Origin of the sequence: Cedecea neteri, assembly GCF_000758325.1 — a bacterium.
Lineage (GTDB): Bacteria > Pseudomonadota > Gammaproteobacteria > Enterobacterales > Enterobacteriaceae > Cedecea > Cedecea neteri_B.
This window is the reverse complement of record NZ_CP009459.1, coordinates 1,505,000-1,528,369: the sequence shown is the minus strand read 5'-3', so window position 1 is coordinate 1,528,369 and position 23,370 is coordinate 1,505,000. Positions and strand designations below refer to the sequence as shown.

Annotated in this window: 26 protein-coding genes; 12 read left to right on the top strand and 14 right to left on the bottom strand. The window is 54.9% G+C overall.

Features of this window, described 5'->3' with window-relative positions; all coding sequences use genetic code 11:
• Positions 1-43 precede the first annotated feature (43 nt).
• The gene (locus tag LH86_RS07195) at positions 44-1,006 is read right to left on the bottom strand and encodes a GlxA family transcriptional regulator (RefSeq protein WP_052045553.1); all 963 of its coding nucleotides are present in this window, start codon (positions 1,004-1,006) and stop codon (positions 44-46) included.
• 139 nt (positions 1,007-1,145) lie between these two features.
• Here LH86_RS07195 and LH86_RS07190 point away from each other — a divergent pair, with 139 nt between their 5' ends.
• The gene (locus LH86_RS07190) at positions 1,146-1,847 is read left to right on the top strand and encodes a cysteine hydrolase family protein (protein WP_039299695.1); all 702 of its coding nucleotides are present in this window, start codon (positions 1,146-1,148) and stop codon (positions 1,845-1,847) included.
• Between the two features lie 37 nt (positions 1,848-1,884).
• On the opposite strand, the gene epmA is transcribed toward LH86_RS07190, so the two are convergent.
• The 3 genes from epmA to LH86_RS07175 all read right to left on the bottom strand — a co-directional run bounded on the left by epmA (position 1,885) and on the right by LH86_RS07175 (position 4,772).
• Entirely contained in the window at positions 1,885-2,862 is a 978-nt protein-coding gene (gene epmA, locus LH86_RS07185; RefSeq protein WP_039299693.1) for an elongation factor P--(R)-beta-lysine ligase, read from the bottom strand.
• A gap of 103 nt (positions 2,863-2,965) precedes the next feature.
• Positions 2,966-4,012, bottom strand: coding sequence for a bifunctional transcriptional activator/DNA repair enzyme AdaA (locus LH86_RS07180; protein WP_039299688.1), 1,047 nt, complete (start codon positions 4,010-4,012; stop codon positions 2,966-2,968).
• The gene (locus tag LH86_RS07175) at positions 3,999-4,772 is read right to left on the bottom strand and encodes an isocitrate lyase/PEP mutase family protein (RefSeq protein ID WP_039299686.1); all 774 of its coding nucleotides are present in this window, start codon (positions 4,770-4,772) and stop codon (positions 3,999-4,001) included. The genes LH86_RS07180 and LH86_RS07175 overlap by 14 nt, the downstream gene beginning before the upstream one ends.
• A 332-nt stretch (positions 4,773-5,104) precedes the next feature.
• On the opposite strand from LH86_RS07175, the gene frdA reads away from it, so the two are divergent.
• The 4 genes from frdA to frdD are packed head-to-tail and all read left to right on the top strand — an operon-like array spanning position 5,105 to position 8,401.
• Positions 5,105-6,898 carry a fumarate reductase (quinol) flavoprotein subunit gene (frdA, locus tag LH86_RS07170; RefSeq protein ID WP_039299684.1) on the top strand — a complete coding sequence of 598 codons (1,794 nt, stop codon included), beginning with the start codon at positions 5,105-5,107 and terminating at the stop codon, positions 6,896-6,898.
• Entirely contained in the window at positions 6,891-7,625 is a 735-nt protein-coding gene (locus LH86_RS07165; protein WP_008453741.1) for a succinate dehydrogenase/fumarate reductase iron-sulfur subunit, read from the top strand. The genes frdA and LH86_RS07165 overlap by 8 nt, the downstream gene beginning before the upstream one ends.
• Before the next feature lie 10 nt (positions 7,626-7,635).
• Positions 7,636-8,031 carry a fumarate reductase subunit FrdC gene (gene frdC / locus LH86_RS07160; RefSeq protein WP_008453742.1) on the top strand — a complete coding sequence of 132 codons (396 nt, stop codon included), beginning with the start codon at positions 7,636-7,638 and terminating at the stop codon, positions 8,029-8,031.
• Positions 8,032-8,041: 10 nt separating this feature from the next.
• Positions 8,042-8,401 (top strand): fumarate reductase subunit FrdD, encoded by a 360-nt coding sequence (gene frdD / locus LH86_RS07155; protein WP_039299682.1) that lies wholly within the window; start codon positions 8,042-8,044, stop codon positions 8,399-8,401.
• Between the two features lie 42 nt (positions 8,402-8,443).
• Here the strand turns inward: frdD and rclR are convergent, their stop codons facing one another.
• Entirely contained in the window at positions 8,444-9,301 is an 858-nt protein-coding gene (rclR, locus tag LH86_RS07150) for a reactive chlorine-specific transcriptional regulator RclR (protein WP_039299680.1), read from the bottom strand.
• Positions 9,302-9,425: 124 nt separating this feature from the next.
• Here rclR and rclA point away from each other — a divergent pair, with 124 nt between their 5' ends.
• The gene (rclA, locus tag LH86_RS07145) at positions 9,426-10,751 is read left to right on the top strand and encodes a reactive chlorine resistance oxidoreductase RclA (RefSeq protein WP_039299678.1); all 1,326 of its coding nucleotides are present in this window, start codon (positions 9,426-9,428) and stop codon (positions 10,749-10,751) included.
• Between the two features lie 26 nt (positions 10,752-10,777).
• Here rclA and ampR read toward each other — a convergent pair whose 3' ends face one another.
• Positions 10,778-11,656 carry a LysR family transcriptional regulator AmpR gene (gene ampR / locus LH86_RS07140; protein WP_039299676.1) on the bottom strand — a complete coding sequence of 293 codons (879 nt, stop codon included), beginning with the start codon at positions 11,654-11,656 and terminating at the stop codon, positions 10,778-10,780.
• Between the two features lie 128 nt (positions 11,657-11,784).
• Between ampR and ampC the strand changes: the two genes are divergently transcribed.
• Entirely contained in the window at positions 11,785-12,936 is a 1,152-nt protein-coding gene (ampC, locus tag LH86_RS07135; RefSeq protein WP_081942999.1) for a CMY2/MIR/ACT/EC family class C beta-lactamase, read from the top strand.
• Between the two features lie 108 nt (positions 12,937-13,044).
• Entirely contained in the window at positions 13,045-13,578 is a 534-nt protein-coding gene (blc, locus tag LH86_RS07130) for an outer membrane lipoprotein Blc (RefSeq protein ID WP_039299672.1), read from the top strand.
• Here the strand turns inward: blc and sugE are convergent.
• Complete coding sequence (gene sugE, locus LH86_RS07125) at positions 13,575-13,892, bottom strand: quaternary ammonium compound efflux SMR transporter SugE (protein ID WP_008453755.1); 318 nt, start codon at positions 13,890-13,892, stop codon at positions 13,575-13,577. The two genes, blc and sugE, sit on opposite strands and share 4 nt — an antisense overlap.
• A 288-nt stretch (positions 13,893-14,180) precedes the next feature.
• On the opposite strand from sugE, the gene LH86_RS07120 reads away from it, so the two are divergent.
• Positions 14,181-14,789: a LuxR C-terminal-related transcriptional regulator gene (locus LH86_RS07120; RefSeq protein ID WP_039299670.1), complete on the top strand. Its 609-nt coding sequence runs from the start codon at positions 14,181-14,183 to the stop codon at positions 14,787-14,789.
• Between the two features lie 31 nt (positions 14,790-14,820).
• Here LH86_RS07120 and ecnB read toward each other — a convergent pair whose 3' ends face one another.
• From ecnB to efp, 3 genes are all read right to left on the bottom strand, one after another.
• Positions 14,821-14,967: a lipoprotein toxin entericidin B gene (gene ecnB, locus LH86_RS07115; RefSeq protein ID WP_008453759.1), complete on the bottom strand. Its 147-nt coding sequence runs from the start codon at positions 14,965-14,967 to the stop codon at positions 14,821-14,823.
• Between the two features lie 104 nt (positions 14,968-15,071).
• The gene (locus tag LH86_RS07110; protein WP_039289517.1) at positions 15,072-15,206 is read right to left on the bottom strand and encodes an entericidin A/B family lipoprotein; all 135 of its coding nucleotides are present in this window, start codon (positions 15,204-15,206) and stop codon (positions 15,072-15,074) included.
• Between the two features lie 64 nt (positions 15,207-15,270).
• On the bottom strand, positions 15,271-15,837 hold the full coding sequence (efp, locus tag LH86_RS07105; protein WP_008453764.1) for an elongation factor P: 567 nt from the start codon (positions 15,835-15,837) through the stop codon (positions 15,271-15,273).
• A 41-nt stretch (positions 15,838-15,878) separates the two neighbouring features.
• Between efp and epmB the strand changes: the two genes are divergently transcribed.
• A complete protein-coding gene (epmB, locus tag LH86_RS07100) occupies positions 15,879-16,907 on the top strand; it encodes an EF-P beta-lysylation protein EpmB (RefSeq protein WP_039299668.1) in 1,029 nt (342 codons plus the stop codon).
• Positions 16,908-17,022: 115 nt separating this feature from the next.
• Here epmB and LH86_RS07095 read toward each other — a convergent pair whose 3' ends face one another.
• The 4 genes from LH86_RS07095 to LH86_RS07080 form a co-directional block, all read right to left on the bottom strand.
• Positions 17,023-17,376 carry a DUF4156 domain-containing protein gene (locus LH86_RS07095; protein ID WP_039289510.1) on the bottom strand — a complete coding sequence of 118 codons (354 nt, stop codon included), beginning with the start codon at positions 17,374-17,376 and terminating at the stop codon, positions 17,023-17,025.
• Between the two features lie 129 nt (positions 17,377-17,505).
• On the bottom strand, positions 17,506-19,152 hold the full coding sequence (gene groL / locus LH86_RS07090) for a chaperonin GroEL (RefSeq protein WP_008453770.1): 1,647 nt from the start codon (positions 19,150-19,152) through the stop codon (positions 17,506-17,508).
• A 40-nt stretch (positions 19,153-19,192) separates the two neighbouring features.
• Complete coding sequence (locus LH86_RS07085; protein WP_008453772.1) at positions 19,193-19,486, bottom strand: co-chaperone GroES; 294 nt, start codon at positions 19,484-19,486, stop codon at positions 19,193-19,195.
• A gap of 134 nt (positions 19,487-19,620) precedes the next feature.
• Positions 19,621-20,097: an FxsA family protein gene (locus tag LH86_RS07080; RefSeq protein ID WP_039299667.1), complete on the bottom strand. Its 477-nt coding sequence runs from the start codon at positions 20,095-20,097 to the stop codon at positions 19,621-19,623.
• 344 nt (positions 20,098-20,441) lie between these two features.
• Here LH86_RS07080 and aspA point away from each other — a divergent pair, with 344 nt between their 5' ends.
• Together aspA and LH86_RS07070 are read left to right on the top strand one after the other, a co-directional pair.
• On the top strand, positions 20,442-21,878 hold the full coding sequence (gene aspA / locus LH86_RS07075; protein ID WP_008453774.1) for an aspartate ammonia-lyase: 1,437 nt from the start codon (positions 20,442-20,444) through the stop codon (positions 21,876-21,878).
• A gap of 115 nt (positions 21,879-21,993) precedes the next feature.
• Positions 21,994-23,295: an anaerobic C4-dicarboxylate transporter gene (locus LH86_RS07070; RefSeq protein WP_039289500.1), complete on the top strand. Its 1,302-nt coding sequence runs from the start codon at positions 21,994-21,996 to the stop codon at positions 23,293-23,295.
• Positions 23,296-23,370: the final 75 nt, after the last annotated feature.

Sequence of the window (23,370 nt, the reverse complement as noted above, 5' to 3'; positions counted from 1 at the left end):
CGCAGTTTACCAAATGCAGGCGGAGAAAGAACCTGGCGGCGGGCTACTTGCCTTTGATCTGAAACGCCTTCCGGTACAAAGAAGGCGACGTTTTAAACTGCTGCTGAAAATGTCTGCGCAGCGAAAGCGCGGAGCTAAAACCAGACGCCATCGCCACCTGCTCTACCGGCTGGTCCGTTTTTTCCAGAAAGCGCTGCGCCAGCGCGAGGCGCTGATTAAGCAACCACTGCGTCACGGTTGTGCCGGTCGTTTGCTGGAAGCGGCGAGTAAACGTTCGGCGGCTCATACAGGCACGGCTCGTCAGGACATCAACCGAAATGGCCTCCTGCAGATTTTGCGTCGCCCAGCCGAGCGTCTGCATAAAGCGATCCCCGCCGTGGGTGTTATACACCGGCTGCTCGATAAACTGCGCCTGCCCGCCCTGACGCTGCGGAGGCACCACCAGCAGGCGAGCCACATGGTTAGCCACTTCGGCACCGCACTGTTGCCGGACCAGATGCAGGCAGCAATCAATGCTGGCCGCGGTTCCTGCCGAGGTCACCACATCCCCTTCATCAACGTAAAGCACGTTTCGGTCCAGGGCGACCGAGGGGTAAAGCTGGCTGAAAGCCTGCATCCAGTTCCAGTGGGTTGTCGCCGGGCGGCCATCAAGCAGCCCGCAGGCCGCCAGCACAAACGCGCCCATGCAAAGACCCACCACTTTTGCGCCGCGGGCATGGGCGCTTTTCAGGGCACCCAGCAGCTCTGCCGGAGGCGCTATGGCGGGATCGCTCCAGCTCGGCACAATGACCATGTCCATCTCGTCCAGCGCTGCCAGGCTGTGTTCGGCGGTAATGGTAAACCCTGCGTTGGTTTTTAGCGGCCCCGGCTGCGTCGCGCACACGGCCAGTTGGTAATAAGGCAGCCCTGCCGCATCGACGGCTTTTTCAAACACCGCACAGGGCACCGAAAGGTGAAAAGGAATGATGTCAGGAAACACGACAATCCCTATTTTAATCGCTGACATCCTGCCTCCGACAATTTGGCGCAATACGCTCGTTTTTGGGTATCACGGTAGCTATTTTCAAGCCAGCTAGCGCGGCAAACTTTATCTCGTCCACGGCGCAAAGCGCGCTACCTCAGTAACATACCCAAGGAAGAGCAAAATGAGAAAATTAATTGCCAGTAGTACCCTGGCCCTGTCAATGGCCGCAGCCAGCCTGAGCCTGCAGGCTGAAACCAAAACCGCCGAGCAAGCCCCGACGATTCGTACCATGAGCGGCGCAGAGAAAACCCGCACGCTGGATGCCAAAACTACCGCACTCGTGGTGATTGATTTCCAGAACGAATATTTCAGCGGGAAGATGCCCATCCCGGACGGCAAAAAAGCGCTGGATAACACCAAACGCCTGGTGAGCTTCGCCCATAAAGAAGGGATGCCGGTTTACTTCGTGCAGCACCTCGGCCCGGCGAACGGCCCGCTGTTTGCCAAAGGCAGCCGCTTTGCAGAATTCCATAAAGATCTGCAGCCAACAAAAGCTGACTATGTCATTACCAAAGAGACGCCAAGTTCGTTTGTGGGCACCACGCTCGACAGCCAGCTAAAAGCGAAAGGGATCAAGCAACTGGTCGTGACTGGCCTGATGACCCACATGTGCGTCTCTTCGACCGCTCGTGACGCGGTGCCGCTGGGTTATCAGGTGATTATTCCTGAAGATGCCACGGCCACGCGCGACCTTGCGACCTGGGATAACAAAGTTGTCGATCATAAAGTGCTGCAGGAAGCGGCGCTGGCGGGCGTAGCCGACGTGTTTGCAGAGATTAAAACCACGGATGAAGTGTTGAAGATGCCCGTGACTAAGGGTTAAAAAAATGGCCCCTTTGGGGGCCATTTTTCTTCGGGCGTTAAGCGCGGTCCACCGTAAAAGCTAAGACCTCGGCGAGGCTTTCCGCCCCCAGCGCCAGCATAATCAGGCGGTCAACGCCCAACGCCACGCCGGAGCTATCCGGCATGCCGGCTTCCAGCGCCGCCAGCAGGTTCATGTCCACCGGCTGCTGCGGCAGGCCAAGCGCCGCTCGTTTGCGGTTATCCTGCTCAAAACGCTGCTGCTGTTCACTGGCGTCGGTCAGCTCGTGGAAGCCGTTCGCCAGTTCGATACCTTTGAAGTAAACCTCAAAGCGCTCCGCCACGCGGTGATCTTCGGTGCTGATCTGCGCGAGAGATGCCTGGCTTGCCGGGAAGTGGTACACGAAGGTTGGCTTGTCTTTGCCAATGTGTGGCTCGACTCCCATCGCAAACAACAGCTGCAACAGCGTGTCCCGGTCTTCTTCTTTGTCGGCGATGTTGCTCAGGTCGAGCTTCGCCGCCGCCTCACGCAGTTGCGTTTTGTCTGCAGACAGCGGGTCGATATCCAGATGGCGCTGGAAGGCCTGCTGGTAAGACAAACTTTCTGCGGCGCCGCATTCCAGCACCTGCTGCAGGAGATCGTCCACCTCATTCATCAGGCGGTACATGTCGTAGTGTGGGCGATACCACTCCAGCATGGTGAATTCCGGGTTGTGGTGACGCCCCATCTCTTCATTACGGAAACTGCGGCACAGCTGGAACACCGGGCCACAGCCCGCCGCCAGCAGGCGCTTCATGTGGTATTCCGGGCTTGTCATCAGGTACAAATTCATGCCCTGAGAGTGACCCGGGCCAACGAAACGGGTTTCAAACGGCACCAGATGAATATCGGTAACCGTCGCCTGGCTCATGCAGGGTGTTTCCACCTCCAGAACGCCTCGGTCGGCGAAGAAGCGCCGAATCTCCGCCATAATGGCGGCGCGTTTTAACAAATTGGGGATGGACGCGCTCGGCTGCCAGGTGGCCGTTTCGCTCATGAGAAAGTCTCCGTATTTATGCAAGGCCGAGAAGTCTACCCGCATCACAGAAAGGAGACAAATTTTGTGCAGAGAATTTTACTCTCGGCGCAGATAGCAGGGGTTAAGTAAATTTTTTCTCATGCTCCAGCAGCCATTTTTTTCGTGCAATGCCGCCGCCGTATCCCGTCATAGTGCCGTTTTTGCCGATGATTCTGTGGCACGGAATGACGATGGCAACCCGGTTGGCACCGTTGGCTCCGGCCACCGCACGCACGGCATCCGGGTTCTCCATTTTTATCGCCAGCGCCTGATAGTGGGACGTTTCGCCATAAGGCACTGTATCAAGCTGCTGCCAGACTTTTTGCTGAAACGCACTGCCCGGCGTATGCAATGCAAGGGTGAACTTCTGCCTTTTTCCAGCAAAGTATTCGCCGATCTCTGCCTCCGCCTGCCGCGTGTGATTGTTCTCTCCGGCGATGATACGGGCGCTGAGCCGCAACTGCAGATCGTCGAATTCCCGCTCCAGCGCACGGCGGTCAACAAACTCCAGCAGGCAGACGCCTCGCTCGGTGGCACACACAAACATCGGCCCGATGGGCGTGGTGAAACGGTGAGTAACGATAATGTTTGCCGCACGGCTGGGGGTATCACCGGTGAGTTTTTTACAGGTATAGCCAAACCCACTCAGCGAATCATAGCCGCTGTTAAATGCGGCATCCGTCGCGCTTTTTCCACTTCTGAGCTCCTGCAACGCCACATTCACTCGCAGCATTCTCTGCCAGGCCTGGAAGGTCATCCCATGGTGTTGCACAAACCAGCGCCGGAGACGCTCGGGGCTGATGTTGTGCTGGCGAAGCTCGCTATCGCTGACCCGGTTCTCACTGCTCGCCCTGAAAAGGGCAATGGCCTGCTCGACTATGGGCGGCGCGGAGAAGGCGTTTTCGGTGGGACGGCAAATCTTGCAGGGACGAAAACCCGCGTGAAGCGCGGACTTGAAATCGTCATAAAACTCAACGTTACCCCGCTTAGGTTTCCGGGCACGGCAGTTGGAAATGCAGAACACACCGGTAGTTTTAACGCCCACGAAAAAAACGCCGACATGCTCGGAAGAACGCGCCACCAGCGCCTCGTACCAGGCATCGCACTGCTCGATATCAAGGATTTTCATCGGCAAAGATCTCGTCAAATGCGCCCTGTCGGCGAAGGCTAAACAACAGCTGCTGTAACTTGCGGTTAAGCGCAGCGTGCACAAAATTCCCCATCGAAATACGTTTCACCCCAAGCGCCGCCAGTTGATCAAAGTCGGGCAGACCCGGCATGCACATAACATTCAGCGGCAGATCAACTGCGCCGGCAATCGCCTGAATATCTTCAGGCGAGGTCACGCAGGGCACAAAGAAGCCGTCAGCGCCCGCCTGCTGATATAGCCTCCCACGAGTGAGAGTTTGATTCAGCGCATCCTGCTCACCAAGCAAAAAGCCATCTGTTCTGGCATTGATAAACAGCGGCGTATTTGCGGCATCCAGCCCTGCTTTGATCGCGCTCAGGCGGGCTGAAAAGTGTTTTGCATCAAATAAACGACGCTCTCCCCGCTCAACTTTGCTGTCTTCAAGGTTAATACCAACAACCCCCAGCGCTGCCAGTTGAATGGCCTGGCGCACCACCATGTCGATGTTTTCCCCATACCCAGCTTCCATATCGACGGAAAGCGGCAAGCTGACGCGCTCACGTATGCGGGCCGCCAGGGCCAGGAGGACAGAAAATGGCAGCTCTTCACCATCCTTGTAGCCCAGCATATCGGCAATGGCCGCACTTGAGGTGCCCAGCGCCTGATAACCCGCGTCCTGTGCCGCCTGAGCGCTTGTGACGTCCCAAACGTTAGCCAGCAATAATGGCGTGCTCTGATAATGCATCTGACTGAAGCTCATTTTTATCCCCTGCCTTTATAGAATGAAAAATATTCTGTGCTCCAGCCGGGGCGGCAACAACCGAAAAACAGACGACTATTTTTCGCCGCTTTTTGTTCGCATTACACCATTTAAGCATTCATTTTTGTGACGCAATTCATTAACAGCGGTAATTAATCGACCTGTAGAACAGCAAAAAAATCGAACAAATCAAATTTCCCTAAAATCCCTCCGGTTATACTTCCTCTACCTAAAAAGGAGCAGGGATACACCTTTCGCAGCCACCGCCTTTCAGGCAGTGAATACCCTTTGGTCGTATAGCTTTGCGAATTACTAAAATCTGGAGGAATGTCGTGCAAACCTTTCAAGCCGATCTCGCCATTATAGGCGCCGGCGGAGCAGGCCTACGAGCAGCCATTGCGGCGGCCCAGGCTAATCCACAGGCAAAAATCGCTCTGATTTCCAAAGTCTACCCGATGCGCAGCCATACGGTTGCCGCCGAAGGGGGTTCCGCAGCCGTCGCGCAGGATCACGACAGCTTCGATTACCATTTTCACGACACCGTTGCCGGAGGCGACTGGCTGTGTGAGCAGGATGTGGTTGACTACTTCGTTCACCATTGCCCCACCGAAATGACCCAGCTTGAGCAGTGGGGTTGCCCGTGGAGCCGCCGCCCGGACGGCAGCGTCAACGTCAGGCGCTTCGGCGGGATGAAGATCGAACGGACCTGGTTCGCCGCGGACAAAACCGGCTTCCATATGCTCCACACGCTCTTCCAGACTTCCCTTCAGTTCCCGCAAATTCAACGTTTCGACGAACATTTCGTGCTCGACATCTTAGTCGATGACGGCCAGGCGCGCGGCGTCGTCGCCATGAATATGATGGAAGGCGAGCTGGTGCAGATCCGCGCCAATGCGGTGGTGATGGCCACCGGCGGTGCAGGGCGCGTCTATCGCTACAATACTAACGGCGGCATCGTCACCGGGGACGGCATGGGCATGGCGCTGAGCCACGGTGTGCCGCTGCGCGACATGGAGTTTGTGCAATACCATCCAACCGGGCTGCCGGGTTCCGGCATCCTGATGACCGAAGGCTGCCGCGGTGAAGGCGGCATTCTGGTTAACAAAAACGGCTACCGCTACCTGCAGGATTACGGCATGGGGCCGGAAACCCCGCTCGGCGAGCCGAAGAACAAATACATGGAACTCGGCCCACGAGACAAAGTTTCTCAGGCCTTCTGGCACGAGTGGCGTAAAGGCAACACTATCTCCACCCCGCGTGGCGATGTGGTGTACCTCGACCTGCGCCATCTTGGCGAGAAAAAGCTGCTTGAGCGCCTGCCGTTCATCTGCGAACTGGCCAAAGCCTACGTGGGCGTTGACCCGGTCAAAGAGCCGATCCCGGTTCGCCCAACGGCGCACTACACCATGGGTGGCATCGAGACCGATACCCAGTGCGAAACCCGCATCAAAGGGCTATTCGCGGTGGGCGAATGTTCCTCTGTTGGCCTGCACGGCGCCAACCGTCTGGGCTCTAACTCGCTGGCAGAACTGGTGGTCTTTGGCCGCCTGGCGGGCGAGCAGGCAATGGAACGCGCCGCACAAGCGCAGCCCGCTAATGATGCCGCACTTAACGCCCAGACCGCCGATGTTGAAGGCCGTCTGAAGCAGTTGGTGAATCAGGAAGGCAACGAAAACTGGTCGAAAATCCGCGACGAAATGGGGCTTTCTATGGAAGAAGGCTGCGGGATTTACCGTACCCCAGAACTGATGCAGAAAACCGTCGACAAGCTGGCGGAGCTACAGGAACGCTTCAAACGCGTGCGCATCACCGACACCTCCAGCGTCTTCAATACCGATCTGCTGTACACCATTGAGCTGGGCCACGGCCTGAACGTTGCCGAATGTATGGCGCATTCCGCCCTTGCACGTAAAGAATCGCGCGGTGCCCACCAGCGTCTGGATGAAGGCTGCACCGAACGCGATGACGTCAACTTCCTGAAGCACACTCTGGCCTTCCGCGACGCCGACGGCACCACTCGCCTCGACTACAGCGATGTGAAGATCACCACGCTGCCGCCAGCGAAACGCGTGTACGGCGCTGAAGCGGAAGATGCTGAGAAGAAAAAGGAGAAGGCAAATGGCTGAGATGCAAACCCTGAAGATTGAGATTGTGCGCTACAACCCGGAAACGGACAGCCAGCCGCATAGCGCAATCTACGAGGTGCCGTTTGACGAGCAAACCTCGCTGCTGGACGGGCTGGGTTATATCAAAGATAACCTCGCGCCGGACCTCAGCTACCGCTGGTCGTGCCGCATGGCGATTTGCGGCTCCTGCGGCATGATGGTCAACAAAGTGCCTAAGCTGGCCTGTAAAACGTTCCTGCGCGAATACACCAACGGCATCAAAGTTGAAGCGCTGGCAAACTTCCCAATTGAGCGCGATTTGGTGGTCGACATGACCCACTTTATCGAAAGCCTGGAGTCGATTAAGCCTTATATTATCGGCAATCCACGCACGCCAGATCAGGGGCCAAACACGCAGACGCCCGCGCAGATGGCGAAATACCATCAGTTCTCCGGCTGCATCAACTGCGGGCTATGCTATGCCGCCTGCCCACAGTTTGGCCTGAATCCTGAATTTATCGGCCCGGCAGCGATTACTCTCGCCCATCGTTACAACCTGGACAGCCGTGACCACGGCAAGAAACAGCGTATGCCGCAGCTCAACGGGCAAAACGGCGTGTGGAGCTGCACCTTTGTTGGCTACTGCTCCGAAGTTTGCCCAAAACACGTCGATCCGGCCGCGGCCATCCAGCAGGGCAAAGTCGAAAGTTCGAAAGACTTTTTGATTGCCACCCTGAAACCACGCTAAGGAGTGCACCATGACCACGAAACGTAAGCCTTATGTCCGTCCCATGGCGCCAACCTGGTGGCGGCAGCTGGGCTTCTACCGTTTTTATATGCTGCGTGAAGGCACCTCGGTTCCGACAGTCTGGTTCAGCATCGTGCTGATTTATGGCCTTTTCTCGCTGAAACACGGCGTAGAGGGCTGGGCTGGCTTTGTCGGTTTCTTGCAAAACCCGGTGGTTGTCATCCTCAATCTCATTACGCTTGCCGCCGCCGTGCTGCACACCAAAACCTGGTTTGAGCTGGCACCAAAGGCCGCTAACGTCATCGTTAAGGGCGAGAAAATGGGGCCGGAGCCGGTCATCAAGGGATTGTGGGTTGTCACTGCGCTGGTGACTGTCGTTGTGCTGCTTGTAGCACTGTTCTGGTAAGGAGGCTGAGGTGATTAACCAAAATCCAAAACGTTCCGACGAGCCGGTATTCTGGGGCCTGTTTGGTGCAGGCGGCATGTGGGGGGCGATTTTCGCGCCGGTTATCGTGCTGCTGGTCGGTATCATGCTGCCGCTCGGCCTGTTCCCGGGCGATGCGCTGAGCTTTGACCGCGTTTATGCCTTCGCCCACAGCTGGATTGGCCGCCTGTTCCTGCTGCTGATGATTGTGCTGCCGCTATGGTGTGGCCTGCACCGTATCCACCATGCAATGCACGACCTGAAGATCCACATTCCGGCCGGGAAATGGGTGTTCTACGGCCTGGCCGCTATTCTGACGGTGGTGACCATTATTGGCCTGCTGACGCTCTAAGTATTCAGCACACACCAAGGCTCGCCATTGCGCGGGCCTTTTTTATTCCATCGCCAACGCCTTCACCCGCTTTCTGTATTCCCCAGGCGAACAGCCAAACTCCCGCATAAAAGCCTTATGGAATGACGATTCGCTGGCGTAACCCACGGCATCAGCGATAGTGATAATCGAACTTGCTTCACGCGAGAGTTGCTGTGCGGCAATTTGCAGCCTGATTCGGGTCAGCACTGCCAGCGGTGTGGTGCCGCTCACCTCGCGGAACAGCAACGCAAAACTGGCGCGAGACATATGCACTTGTTCAGCCAGCGAGGCGACGGTCCACGGCGTATGCGGTGCATTCAGCATGCTTTGGATTGCCACACCCAGTCGCGGATGCAGCAGCAGGTTCAACTGACTTTTATCCTGAATATTCACCCGTAGCCACTGCCGCAAGCCCAGGGCAACCATCGTGGCACATTGCTGGCTACATACCGCCGCCATACCAGGCTGTGGCACTTCCGCTTCCTGTTGCAGCAGCGCAACGGCTGCCAGCAGCCATGTCTGTTCGGGACTGCCTTGTTCGGGCGCCATCAGCAGGGCCTCCGGCAGCGCCGTCAAAAAATGGCGGGATGCCGAAGATAAATGCAGGCTCCCACAAACGATCCAGGTCTCTTCCGGCCCCTTCTGCCGCAGTCGGTGCGCAGAGTTTTGCGTCAGCACAACCACCTGCCCGGGCAGTAGCGTCAGCTTTTCGCCGGCAGGCAGCTCCAGCCATGCGGCGCCTTGCGTAACGGTGTGCCAGCGAATGGTCGCCAGCGATCCCGCCGCATGGGGCAAGCTCCAGCCCGCGCTTAGCTGGCAATTTTTATCAATCGAACCCTGCGGGGCGCTGAACGCCATCAACTGGCTGAGAGGATCCATCGCTCACTCCAACAAATCAGACGATAAGACAGGATTTAAAGATACCTGAAGAAATCACATTGACGCCATGCATACACAATAATTGCCATTAACTTAACGGCTGGCTCACTGACGGAGAACCTTCATGCAGACCTATCAGGCAATCATTATTGGATTTGGTAAAGCAGGTAAAACCCTGGCGGCAACCCTGGCAAAACAAAACTGGAAAGTCGCCATTATCGAGCAATCCGCCGAAATGTACGGCGGCACCTGCATTAACATTGGCTGCATCCCCACCAAAGCACTGGTCCACGATGCAGAACAGCATCAGGACTTTACGACAGCCATCGCACGTAAGACTTCAGTTGTCAGCTTCCTGCGCGACAAGAATTACCACTTGCTGGCCGACCTGAATAATGTGGACGTTATCAACGGCCACGCCGAGTTTATCGACCGGCATACGGTTCGCGTGGTGCAAAACGGTGAAACAATTGAACTGCAGGGGGAGAAAATCTTTATCAACACCGGTGCTCAATCCGTTCTGCCGCCGATTGACGGGCTGACGACCACGCCTGGGGTGTATGACAGCACCGGGCTGCTTAATCTGACCGCGCTCCCAACGCACCTCGGTATTTTGGGCGGCGGCTACATCGGGGTTGAGTTTGCCTCAATGTTTGCCGGTTTCGGCAGCAAGGTCACTATTTTCGAAGCCGCAGCCGATTTTTTGCCGCGTGAAGACCGCGATGTAGCCGCAGCCATCGCCCACATACTTCAGCAGCAGGGCGTGGAGCTGATCCTAAACGCTAAAGTTCAGCACGTTGAATCGCATGGCAACAAGGTGCATTTGCAGACGAGCGATAGTATCTACACGGTTGACGCGCTGCTTGTTGCCTCAGGGCGAAAACCCGCTACGGATACCCTGAATCTGAAAAACGCCGGGGTTGATGTCGATGCTCGTGGGGCCATCGTGGTGAATAAATACCTGCATACCTCAGCAGACAACATCTGGGCGATGGGGGATGTGACCGGCGGGCTACAGTTTACCTATATCTCGCTCGATGACTTCCGTATCGTGCGTGACGGCCTGTTGGGCGAAGGTAAACGCCATACAGGGGACAGAAAAAATGTGCCTTATTCCGTGTTTATGACGCCCCCGCTGTCTCGCATTGGCATGACTGAAGAACAAGCCCAGGCCAGCGGTAAACCCATTCAGATCGTTACGCTCCCCGTGACGGCAATTCCAAGGGCTCGAGTCATGGGCGACACACGCGGCTTGCTCAAGGCTACCGTGGATACCTCAACGCAGGAGATCCTCGGCGCATCGCTGCTCTGCCCTGACTCCCATGAGATCATTAACCTGATTAAAACCGTCATGGATGCCGGGCTGCCCTATACCACTCTGCGCGACCAAATTTTCACGCACCCTACCATGAGCGAAGCGCTTAACGACCTGTTTGGGCTGGTAAAATAAACCGCCCAGATTCTGGCATTCAGATCCTATGCTTTCTCACACTCTCCGGCTAACCAGCCGGAGAAGTCTCGCATCGAGGGCGTTTCTGTCCTGGACTGAAGCTTTGTCAGCCAGTAACTGCCGAGGCTGATTTCAGCCTCAAACGGGCGCACAATCCGCTCGCTGTTCACCAAGTGGGTAAACATATTCACCGGGGCAAGGGCAATCCCTGCCCCGGCCTGTGCGGCTTCGAGCATCGTTACCGACGAGTCAAAAACCATCACCAGATGCGTTGGCGACGGCGGAGCTTCCCCCGCCGCCTGCAACCATGCCGCCCATTCGTCACGCCGATAGGAACGCAGTAGCGTATGGTTCAGTACGTCCTGTGGCGCGTGGAGTTCAGCGGCCAGCGCAGGAGAACATAGCGGTGATAGCGGAGCATCACACAGATAAATCGCGTCTGTTCCGTGCCAGGCTCCGCTGCCAAATCGCACCGTATAGTCCAACCCCTCCGCAGCCGGATCCACCCGGTTGTTGTGCGTTGAAAGCTGAAGATCAATATGCGGATAGCGACGCCGAAACGCCTCAAGGCGCGGCAGCAGAAAGCCTGTTGCAAAAGTGCCCACCACGCCTAGCTTAAGTTTTTCTCTCGCCTGCGTACCGGAAAACCGATCCAGTACCCCGGCAATACGGTCAAAGGAATCGTTTAGCACAGGTAACAGATTTTCACCTTCCGTGGTCAACATTAATCCACGAGAAACGCGCACAAATAGCTGGCAATGCAGATGTTCTTCCAGCGCCTTTACCTGCTGACTGATGGCAGAATGGGTGACATTTAGCTCGATGGCGGCATGGGTAAAGCTAAGATGCCTGGCGGCGGCTTCAAAAGCGCGCAGGGAGTTTAACGGAATATAGCTGCGGGTCATGACATCACCTGTTAGAAAATCTTAAACCTAATGCCAAATTTAATCGTTTGTCATCGGGTGTCAAATCCAACAAACTTGCCTCGTCTGACGGGCCCGGACTGCTATCATCTCTCTAAGGAAGGTTATCCATCATGAAAAAATCCCTTTGCCTGACGCTGCTACTTGCCGCCTCATGCTCCAGCTTTGCCGCACAAAAAGAACTGACTGCACCGCAGATTGAAAAGCTCGTGAACCGCACCGTTGCCCCGCTAATGAAAGAGCAGGCGATCCCCGGCATGGCGGTGGCCGTTATCTACAAAGGCTACCCATTGTATTTCACCTGGGGAAAAGCCGATGTGCAGCGCAACGTGCCGGTAACGCAGCAAACGTTGTTTGAACTGGGCTCGGTCAGTAAAACCTTTACCGGCGTGCTGGGCGGTGATGCTTTGGCCCGCGGCGAAGTTAGCCTTAGCGACCCGGCGCAGAAATACTGGCCTGAGCTGAACGGCAAGCAGTGGAAAGGGATCACCCTGCTGCAGCTTGCCACCTATACCGCCGGTGGCCTGCCGCTGCAGGTGCCGGACGAAGTGACCAACAGCGATGCTCTGCTGAAGTTTTACCAGAACTGGCAGCCGCAGTGGGCACCGGGCACGCAGCGCCTCTACGCCAACGCGAGTATTGGGCTATTCGGAGCCTTGATGGTGAAACCGTCAGGCATGAGCTTTGAACAGGCGATGTTAAAACGCGTCTTTGAGCCACTGAATCTTCAACACACCTGGATTAACGTGCCGGCGACGGAATACAGCCACTACGCCTGGGGCTACCGGGACGGTAAAGCCGTACGCGTTTCACCGGGCATGCTGGATGCGGAAGCCTACGGCGTGAAATCCAGCATCGAAGATATGGCCCATTGGGTGCAGGCGAACATGTCCCCCGACCGCCTGGGAGACAAAACGTTAGCTCAGGGTATACAGCTCGCCCAGTCACGTTACTGGCGCGTGGGTAGTATGTATCAGGGGCTTGGCTGGGAAATGCTGAACTGGCCGGTGAAGGGGAAAACGATTATTGACGGCAGCGACAACAAGGTCGCCCTTGCGCCGCACCCGGCAACGCTGATTGATCCTCCCGCACCTGCGGTGAAAGCCTCATGGGTACATAAAACCGGGTCGACAGGCGGCTTTGGTAGCTATGTGGCCTTTATCCCAGAAAAACAGCTGGGCATCGTGATGCTGGCCAATAAAAGCTACCCGAATACCGAACGAGTAAAAGCTGCTTACGCCATTCTTGAAGCGCTGCAATAAAAATGACCACGGCCTGTTGAACACAGGCCATATTATTTCCGGCTTCGCTCACACTTTATTTCCTGCCGCCATCTACACTTAGCTAAAAAACCCTGGAAGGAATCTGCTATGCGCATTTGGCCCGCTGTCACCGCGCTTGCGGTCGCATTATTCGTTGTCTCCTGTAGCTCACCAACCCCTCCCCCCAGCGTCACGGTCGTGCAAAACTTCGAGGCAAAACGTTTTATCGGCACCTGGTATGAAATTGCGCGGATGGACCACAGCTTTGAAAGCGGCCTGAATCAGGTCACGGCCACCTACAGTTTTATGGATGACGGCGGCTTGCGCGTGATAAACCGGGGATTCAACCCGGACAGGCAGATGTGGCAGCAGGCAGAAGGTAAGGCTTATTTCACCGGAGACCCGAGCGTCGCTGCGCTGAAAGTCTCTTTCTTTGGCCCGTTCTACGGCGGCTATAACGTGATTGCGCTGGATAAAGACTATCGCCATGCGCTGGTGTGCGGGCCGGACCTCAGCTATCTGTGGATCCTGTCCCGCACGCCAACCATCAGCCAAGACCTCAAGCAACAGCTATTGGCTGTCGCCGCTCGCCAGGGCTTTGCGGTGGATAAATTGATTTGGGTGAAACAACCGGGCAGTTAATGCGTGGAAAGTTTCAGGCCAATGATCCCGACCACAATCAGAGCCAGGCTAGCCAGACGCATCGGGTTAGCCGACTCTCCCAGCAGCAGAATTCCGGTGATCGCCGCGCCGACGGCACCGATCCCGGTCCACACCGCATAGGCGGTACCGGTGGGCAGGGTCTTCATCGCCCAGGCGAGCAAAGCCATGCTGACAACCATCGCGACGATGGTGATAACGCTAGGCCACAGGCGGCTAAAGCCGTGGGTATACTTCAGTCCTACCGCCCAAACAACTTCCAGTAATCCGGCAATTAACAGTACGATCCAGGCCATAACAGCTCCAGTAGAAATGGGGCCGTCCCCGGTGTGAGATGCGCTTGCGGGTCGTCCCGTAAGGCTTAGGTGAGAAGCTGATTTTAGCACCCAAACGGCTGCCTGAAAATCCGTATCCAAATGCTACGCAATGAAATAATCGTTTCACTCGCCGGGCCTTGCTAAGCCTGGAATTGACTGCTAATTCGCGCGCATTTCCGTGATTCATTTTGGCAAATTTATTCATATGATAAAACGTGGTTTGCCAGCCTGCAAACGCCGCAGTAATAATTAACGTGAAGCGTGAAAATGTATAAAATATTATTGGTTGATAGGTGTTACTTCAGCCGTCAGGGACTGACGCACTTGCTCAATCAGAAAAATAATTTGGCTACGGCAGTGAGTATTTCAGAGACAGACAGTTTACTACTCGCCCGGGAAAAAATTATTAAATGGCAGCCAAATATGGTGATCGCCGACTTCAACAGTTTCTCAACCGCATTGCATAATATCCAGCAGCTTTCGACTATTTATTCTGCCTGTGGCGATACGACGCGCCTGCTGCTGCTGCAAAGCGGGCAACACCCCACCATTGCTGAGTACTGCGCGACGCAAGGCACTACAGATATTTGGGATAAGTCAGTATCATTGTCGGCATTAACGGCTCTGATTCAGCAGACTATTGCGACCCGCCCGCCATTCCGTGAAGTGAAACGACATATTACGCCATTACTGACCTTACGCGAAGAGAGAATATTAAAACTCTGGAAGGAAGAGGCGAATAACGAATATATTGCCAGAGTTATGGGAATAAGCGTCAAAACGGTTTACACCTATAAGCGTAATATTCGATTAAAGCTGGGAGCCGACAATCGATTATCACTTTTCTTAAATATTCCGGAAGCAGTTCTAGAATAACGGTACGGCACAAGTACCGTACCGAAAAATATTATTCCTGCGCTTTTGTTGCCGCACCAGAAATAGCCTTACCGCCGCTTTGAATATCCTCGCCCACGCCACGGGTCGTGTTACAGGCGGTCAACAAGGATGAAAGAACGACGAGAGAGAAAAACGCAGCAATGGTTTTCTTAATCATGAGCTTTTCCTTATAACTATGTTGTTTGTGTATAGCTTGTTAAGCATAGCTAAAAAAATGAACAACGAAGGAAAAGCGAGGCGATTTCGGATAACTGGAAGGGACTATTTATTGGCTACGCGCTCAATGGCGCCGCCGAGATGTTGCAAGTCTTCGCCAAACCCACGCGTGGTATTACAACCCGACAGCGCAGCGGCCAGCAGCGAGATAAAAAGAATCTGTTTCAACAAACGGTTCATCTTCCCTGCCCTGATAAAGCGGCGGCGCGAGCCTCAGGCACCGCGCCGCGAACCTTCACGAGAATTACTTCACGCGAGAAACGTATTCACCAGAACGGGTGTCAACTTTGATGACTTCGCCGATCTGGACGAACAGTGGAACTTTAACCACAGCGCCGGTGCTCAGGGTTGCAGGCTTGCCGCCGGTCCCTGCAGTGTCGCCTTTCAGACCTGGATCGGTTTCAACGATTTCCAGCTCAACAAAGTTCGGTGGGGTAACGGAGATTGGCTGGCCGTTCCACAGGGTCACGATGCACTCAGCCTGGTCCAGCAGCCATTTAGCGTTTTCACCAACGGCTTTTTCGTCTGCAGCCAGCTGCTCGAAGGTTTGGTTGTTCATGAAGTGGTAGAACTCACCGTCGTTGTACAGGTAAGTCAGGTTCATATCGACAACGTCAGCGCCTTCTGCAGAGTCGGTAGACTTGAAGGTTTTCTCAACGCGGGTACCGGTCAGCAGACGACGCAGCTTAACGCGCGCGAATGCCTGGCCTTTGCCCGGTTTTACGAATTCGCTGGCTTCAACCGCGTACGGTTCGCCATCCATCATGATTTTAAGACCGGCACGGAAATCGTTGCTAGAATAAGTCGCCATAAGGCCCTCTGAATTTGTTAACTGGTAGCTTAGCCAAAAAAATGGCACACATTGTAACCCTAAATCCCCCTCACAGAGAAGATTGGTTAACGCAACTTGCCGATGTTATAACCGATCCTGATGAACTGCTGCACATTTTAAATGTAGCCGACGATGAAGAACTGCTCGCCGGGCGTGAAGCAAGGCGTCTTTTTGCTCTGCGCGTCCCTCGCGCTTTCGTCGCGCGGATGGAAAAAGGCAACCCTAACGACCCGCTCCTGCGCCAGGTTTTGACGGCAAAGCAGGAGTTCGTTGCCGCACCCGGTTTCACCACCGATCCGCTGGAAGAGCAACACAGCGTCGTCCCTGGGCTGCTGCATAAGTACCGCAACCGCGCCTTGCTGCTGGTCAAAGGCGGCTGCGCCGTAAACTGCCGCTACTGCTTCCGCCGACACTTCCCGTATGCCGACAACCAGGGCAATAAACGCAACTGGCAAACGGCGCTGGCGTATATCAGCGAACACCCCGAGCTGGACGAAATTATTTTCTCCGGCGGCGATCCACTGATGGCAAAAGATCACGAGCTGGACTGGCTGATGGGCGAGCTGGAAGCCATTCCTCATATCAAGCGTCTGCGCATTCACAGCCGCCTGCCGATAGTTATCCCGGCGCGCATTACAGACGCATTGGCGGCAAGAATCGCCCGATCGTCGCTTCAGGTGCTGCTGGTGAATCATATTAACCACGCCCAGGAAATTGGCGACGATTTTCGCTCGGCGATGGCAAAACTACGCCAGGCGGGCGTCACGCTGCTGAATCAGAGCGTGTTGCTGCGCGGCGTGAACGACAACGCGCAAACCCTGGCCGATCTCAGCAATGCATTATTTGATGCAGGTGTGATGCCGTATTACCTGCATGTGCTCGACCGCGTACAGGGCGCAGCGCACTTTATGGTGGAAGACGAAGAAGCCCGGGCGATTATGCGTGAGCTGCTGACGCTGATATCTGGCTATATGGTGCCGAAGCTGGCGAGAGAGATAGGCGGGGAACCCAGTAAGACACCACTGGATTTACAGCTGCGCCAGAAGTGAGAGCGTAACGCCCTCACCCGCCCCCTCTCCTGAGGGAGAGGGAACCGTCATGCCTTCTTCCGTTTTCTCCCTCTCCCTGAGGGAGAGGGCCGGGGTGAGGGTAATACTTACCGAATCAGTTCGGGCACTTATAAACCTGGCCGGTCATTTGGCTGGCCGTTGGCGCAAAGCTCGAGAGCAGCGTCTGGGTAGGGCTGCTCACGCCATACAGCACGTTGCCGCCCATTTCGGCCGCATTGTTTCGCAATGCATTTGCCGCACCACGCATAGAACCACCTTCATCGCCGTGCTGGCCAGACAGCCAGTTGCTCTGCTCCCCAGTCGCAGTGCCTAATAAACGGCATTCGTTACCTGGTTTGTCTTCAACAAAACGAACGCTCTGGCCGCCAGAGCTAAGCTGATTGCCCGTGCTACATCCTGCCAGCAGCAGCGCTGCCACAACCACTCCTGATGAGACTTTCATGCGCATGTTATTCCCCGTAATCAAGGTATTGAGCCGTTATTGCCCGGTAAGCACTTATACCAGAGTGTGAACAAAAGAAAAAACCCCCAGACATTTCTGACTGAGGGTTTCTTTAACACAAGGTGCTAAGGCGAATTACATCATGCCGCCCATGCCACCCATACCGCCCATGCCACCAGCAGCGCCTAAGTCAGGAGCATCGCCTTTAGGCAGGTCGGTGACCATGCACTCGGTAGTGATCATCAGGCCCGCAACGGACGCCGCGTACTGCAGAGCAGAACGAGTCACTTTGGTTGGGTCCAGGATACCGAAATCGATCATGTTGCCGTATTCTTCGGTCGCAGCGTTGTAACCGTAGTTACCTTCGCCCGCTTTCACCGCGTTGGTGACAACGGATGGCTCTTCACCGGCGTTAGAAACGATCTGACGCAGAGGCGCTTCCATCGCGCGCAGCGCAACTTTGATACCCACGTTCTGGTCTTCGTTCTGAGCGGTCAGGCCAGCCAGTTTAGCGGCAACGCGAACCAGCGCTACACCACCACCGGCAACCACGCCTTCTTCAACCGCAGCACGGGTAGCGTGCAGGGCATCGTCGACGCGAGCTTTTTTCTCTTTCATTTCAACTTCGGTAGCAGCACCGACTTTGATTACCGCTACGCCGCCTGCCAGTTTCGCTACGCGCTCCTGCAGTTTTTCACGGTCGTAGTCAGAAGTTGCTTCTTCGATCTGCTTACGGATCTGACCAACACGGCCCTGAATAGCAGCTTCTTCACCCACGCCGTCGATGATGGTGGTGGTGTCTTTGTTGATCACAACGCGTTTAGCCTGGCCGAGGTCTTCCAGAGTCGCTTTTTCCAGCTCCATACCGATCTCTTCAGAGATAACGGTACCACCGGTCAGAGTAGCGATGTCCTGCAGCATAGCTTTACGACGGTCGCCGAAGCCTGGTGCTTTAACCGCAGCCACTTTCACGATGCCACGCATGGTGTTAACCACCAGGGTAGCCAGCGCTTCGCCTTCAACGTCTTCAGCGATGATAACCAGCGGTTTGCCTGCTTTCGCAACGGCTTCCAGCACTGGCAGCATTTCGCGGATGTTGGAGATTTTTTTGTCAGCCAGCAGGATGAACGGGCTTTCCAGCTCAACAGCGCCAGTTTCAGGCTTGTTGATGAAGTATGGGGACAGGTAACCGCGGTCGAACTGCATACCTTCAACCACGTCCAGTTCGTCTTCCAGACCGGTACCGTCTTCAACGGTGATCACGCCTTCTTTACCGACTTTATCCATCGCTTCAGCGATCAGTTTACCTACGGTTTCGTCGGAGTTAGCGGAGATAGTACCAACCTGAGCAATTGCTTTAGAGTCAGAGCACGGCACGGACAGCGCTTTCAGCTCTTCAACAGCGGCAACAACGGCTTTATCGATACCGCGTTTCAGGTCCATTGGGTTCATGCCCGCAGCAACGGCTTTCAGACCTTCGGTGATGATAGCCTGAGCCAGTACGGTTGCGGTGGTGGTGCCGTCACCTGCAGCGTCGTTCGCTTTAGAGGCAACTTCTTTCACCATCTGTGCACCCATGTTTTCGAACTTGTCTTCCAGCTCGATTTCACGTGCTACGGAAACGCCATCTTTGGTGATGGTCGGTGCACCGAAAGATTTATCCAGAACCACGTTACGGCCTTTAGGACCGAGGGTAACTTTCACTGCATCTGCCAGTACGTTAACGCCGCGCAGCATTTTTACACGAGCGTCGTTACCGAATTTTACGTCTTTAGCTGCCATTTCTTCTATTCCTCAAATTCGTTCAGGTTCGTGCGTCAAATTACGCTTCAACAATTGCCAGGATGTCGCTTTCGGACATGATCAGCACTTCTTCGTTGTCGATTTTCTCGGACTTCACGCCGTAGCCATCGTTGAAGATAACGATGTCACCCACTTTCACGTCCAGCGGCTGCACGCTACCGTTTTCCAGGATGCGGCCTTTACCGACAGCGATGATCTCGCCACGAGTTGATTTGCCCGCTGCGGAGCCAGTCAGAACGATGCCGCCCGCAGATTTGGACTCAACTTCTTTACGCTTGACGATGACACGATCATGTAATGGACGAATGCTCATTGATAGCTCTCCTTTGAGAAAGTCAGTATCAGATAGTTAGGTAACGCCGTCCCACAGGGGTAATCGGCTGGTGACCTGATTAATGGGGATGCGCTTTCCCCCCTTCAAGGGGGGAAAACAAAAAAAACTAAAATTTAACGATCGTCCCGGTGCTGGTCGTCGAGGCGCTTTGGCGCCTCGTCTTTACGCTGGAACTCACCGTCGAATGTATTGCCGCCTTCACTACCGGCACTAAAACCGCCGCCCGGCATGCGGGAGAAGCGCAAATGCGGCATCAGCTTCAGCGTCAGGTGCTTTTGCACCGGCGGTAACAGCAGCAGCAGGCCGAGGAAGTCGGTAAAGAAGCCCGGCAGCAGCAGCAAAATACCGGCCATGATCAGCGAAACGCTTTTGATCATCTCCGCCGCAGGGCTTTCGCCCGCAGCCATCTTCTGCTGCATCAGCATCAGGTTTTTAAAGCCCTGGTTACGCACCAGAGAAAGGCCAATCACCGAAGTGAAAATGACCAGAATCAGGGTCATAAAGACCCCCAGAACGTGTGCCACCTGTATGAACAGCGAAATTTCGATGTAAACATAGAGGAAAACGGCAATAAGCGGGATCCAGCGCACTATACGCTCCTGTCATCGGGCGAGCCCGTTAATGGTCTCGCGAAAAATAGATTAGCAATTACGCGTAGGAGGGAGATGGCGACGCTGTAGACAAAGATCAATGTTTATTGCGTGAATTTTTTCTGGAATTTTTCAACTATTGACCTATATCACATATTAATAATTGTTATGCGTGGCGGCTTTTAATAAGTGATCCAGGTTACTGCTTTTCGCTATCATCAGCATATCATCACGTTAACGCGGTCGAATATGGACATAATCGTCGGCCTATTAAGCTCACAACCACATATCGTGTGTGTGAATAAAACAGTGCATTTATCTGCAGCTTTACTAAGAAGGTTCACATGTTAAATAACATTCGTATCGAAGAAGATTTGTTGGGTACCAGGGAAGTGCCAGCGGATGCCTACTACGGCGTTCATACTCTGAGAGCGATTGAAAACTTCTACATTAGCAACAGTAAAATCAGTGACATACCGGAATTCGTGCGCGGTATGGTGATGGTAAAAAAAGCGGCGGCAATGGCGAACAAGGAACTGCAAACCATTCCTAAGAGCATCGCGAACACCATCATTCAGGCCTGTGATGAAGTCCTGAACAACGGCAAATGCATGGATCAGTTCCCGGTAGACGTCTACCAGGGCGGCGCCGGTACTTCCGTCAACATGAACACCAACGAAGTCCTCGCCAACATCGGCCTGGAACTGATGGGCCACCAGAAAGGTGAATACCAGTTCCTGAACCCGAACGACCACGTCAACAAATGCCAGTCCACCAACGATGCTTACCCAACCGGCTTCCGCATCGCGGTGTACGCCTCCATCGTGAAACTGATCGATGCTATCAACCAGCTGGGCGAAGGCTTCCAGCGTAAAGCGGTTGAGTTTTCTGAGATCCTGAAAATGGGCCGTACCCAGCTTCAGGACGCCGTGCCAATGACCCTCGGTCAGGAATTCCACGCATTCAACGTGCTGCTGACTGAAGAGACCAAAAACCTGCTGCGCACCGCTGAACTGCTGCTGGAAGTGAACCTTGGCGCAACCGCCATTGGTACCCGCCTCAACACGCCAGATGGCTACCAACAGCTGGCCGTACAGAAACTGGCGGAAGTCAGCGGCCTGGCCTGTGTGCCGGCAGAAGACCTGATTGAAGCGACCTCCGACTGTGGCGCATACGTGATGGTGCACAGCTCCCTGAAGCGTCTGGCCGTGAAAATGTCCAAAATCTGTAACGACCTGCGCCTGCTCTCTTCCGGCCCGCGCGCTGGCCTGAACGAAATCAACCTGCCAGAACTGCAGGCGGGCTCCTCTATCATGCCAGCCAAAGTGAACCCGGTTGTCCCGGAAGTGGTGAATCAGGTTTGCTTCAAAGTCATCGGTAACGACACCACGGTGACCATGGCGTCCGAAGCGGGTCAGCTGCAGCTGAACGTCATGGAGCCGGTGATTGGCCAGGCGATGTTCGAGTCCATCCACATTCTGACCAACGCCTGCTACAACCTGCTGGAAAAATGCATTAACGGCATCACCGCGAATAAGGAAGTGTGTGAGAGCTACGTGTACAACTCCATCGGTATCGTGACCTACCTGAACCCGTTCATTGGTCACCACAACGGCGACATCGTCGGCAAGATCTGTGCGGAAACCGGCAAGAGCGTGCGTGAGGTCGTACTGGAACGCGGCCTGCTGACCGAAGCCGAGCTGGACGATATCTTCTCCGTCCACAACCTGATGCACCCGGTCTACAAAGCTAAGCGCTATACCGATGAAAGCGAACAATAATTCATCCAGCTAAACGCCAAAAGGCACGTCCAGTCGGACGTGCCTTTTTCATTTTAACGGTATACGAAAACACAACATTTCATTTTCATCTCATTAAAACATCAAGGAAGCGACCATGATAGTCATCGAGCTCATCATCGTGTTAGCAGCGATTTTTCTGGGGGCAAGGCTTGGCGGGATAGGCATTGGTTACGCCGGTGGATTGGGGGTTTTGATTCTCGCGGCGATAGGCGTAAAGCCTGGCAGCATCCCCTTCGACGTTATTTCCATCATTATGGCGGTCATTGCGGCTATCTCGGCGATGCAAATCGCCGGCGGTCTGGATTACCTCGTTCACCAAACCGAGAAACTGCTCCGCAAGAATCCTAAATACATCACTATTCTTGCGCCCATTGTGACCTGGTTTCTGACCATTTTCGCCGGCACCGGCAACATCTCGCTGGCCACGCTGCCGGTGATTGCCGAAGTTGCCAAAGAACAAGGCATCAAGCCCTGCCGTCCGCTCTCAACGGCGGTGGTTTCAGCCCAGATAGCCATTACCGCGTCGCCCATTTCCGCCGCGGTAGTTTACATGTCATCGGTGATGGAAGGCCACGGTGTCAGCTACATTCAGCTGCTGTCCGTTGTGATCCCCTCAACGCTGCTGGCTGTGCTGGTAATGTCATTCCTGGTCTCGATTCTGTTCGACTCAAAGCTATCCAACGATCCGGTTTACCTCAAACGCCTGGAAGAAGGCCTGATTGAGCTGCGTGGCGACAAGCAAATCGAGCTTAAGCCTCGCGCCAAAACCTCCGTCTTCCTCTTCCTGCTTGGCGTGGTAGGCGTAGTTATCTATGCCATCGTCAACAGCCCAAGCCTCGGCCTTGTCGCTACGCCGCTGATGAATACCACCAATGCGATCCTGATTATTATGCTGTCGGTCGCCACCCTGACCACCGTGATTTGCGGTGTGGAAACGGAAAGCATCCTTAGCTCCAGCACGTTCAAAGCCGGGATGAGCGCCTGTATTTGTATTCTCGGCGTGGCGTGGCTGGGCGATACCTTCGTTTCCGCAAACATTGACTGGATCAAAGAAACCGCAGGCAGCGTCATTCAGGGCCACCCCTGGCTGCTAGCGGTGATTTTCTTCTTTGCCTCAGCGCTGCTCTACTCCCAGGCAGCAACGGCGAAAGCGCTGATGCCGATGGCGTTGGCGCTCAGCGTCTCGCCGTTAACCGCCGTTGCGTCTTTCGCCGCTGTCTCTGGCTTGTTTATTCTGCCAACCTATCCAACCCTGGTCGCCGCGGTACAGATGGACGATACCGGCACGACGCGCATCGGCAAATTTGTCTTCAACCATCCGTTCTTTATTCCCGGCACAATGGGCGTGGTGCTGGCGGTCTGCTTCGGCTTCGTGTTCGGCAGCATAATGCTGTAAATCTCTTCAAAGGCGGGCTGTTATTCGGCCCGTCTTCTCCTCCCCGTGCTATAGTCGATGCCGTTTCCTCCCATA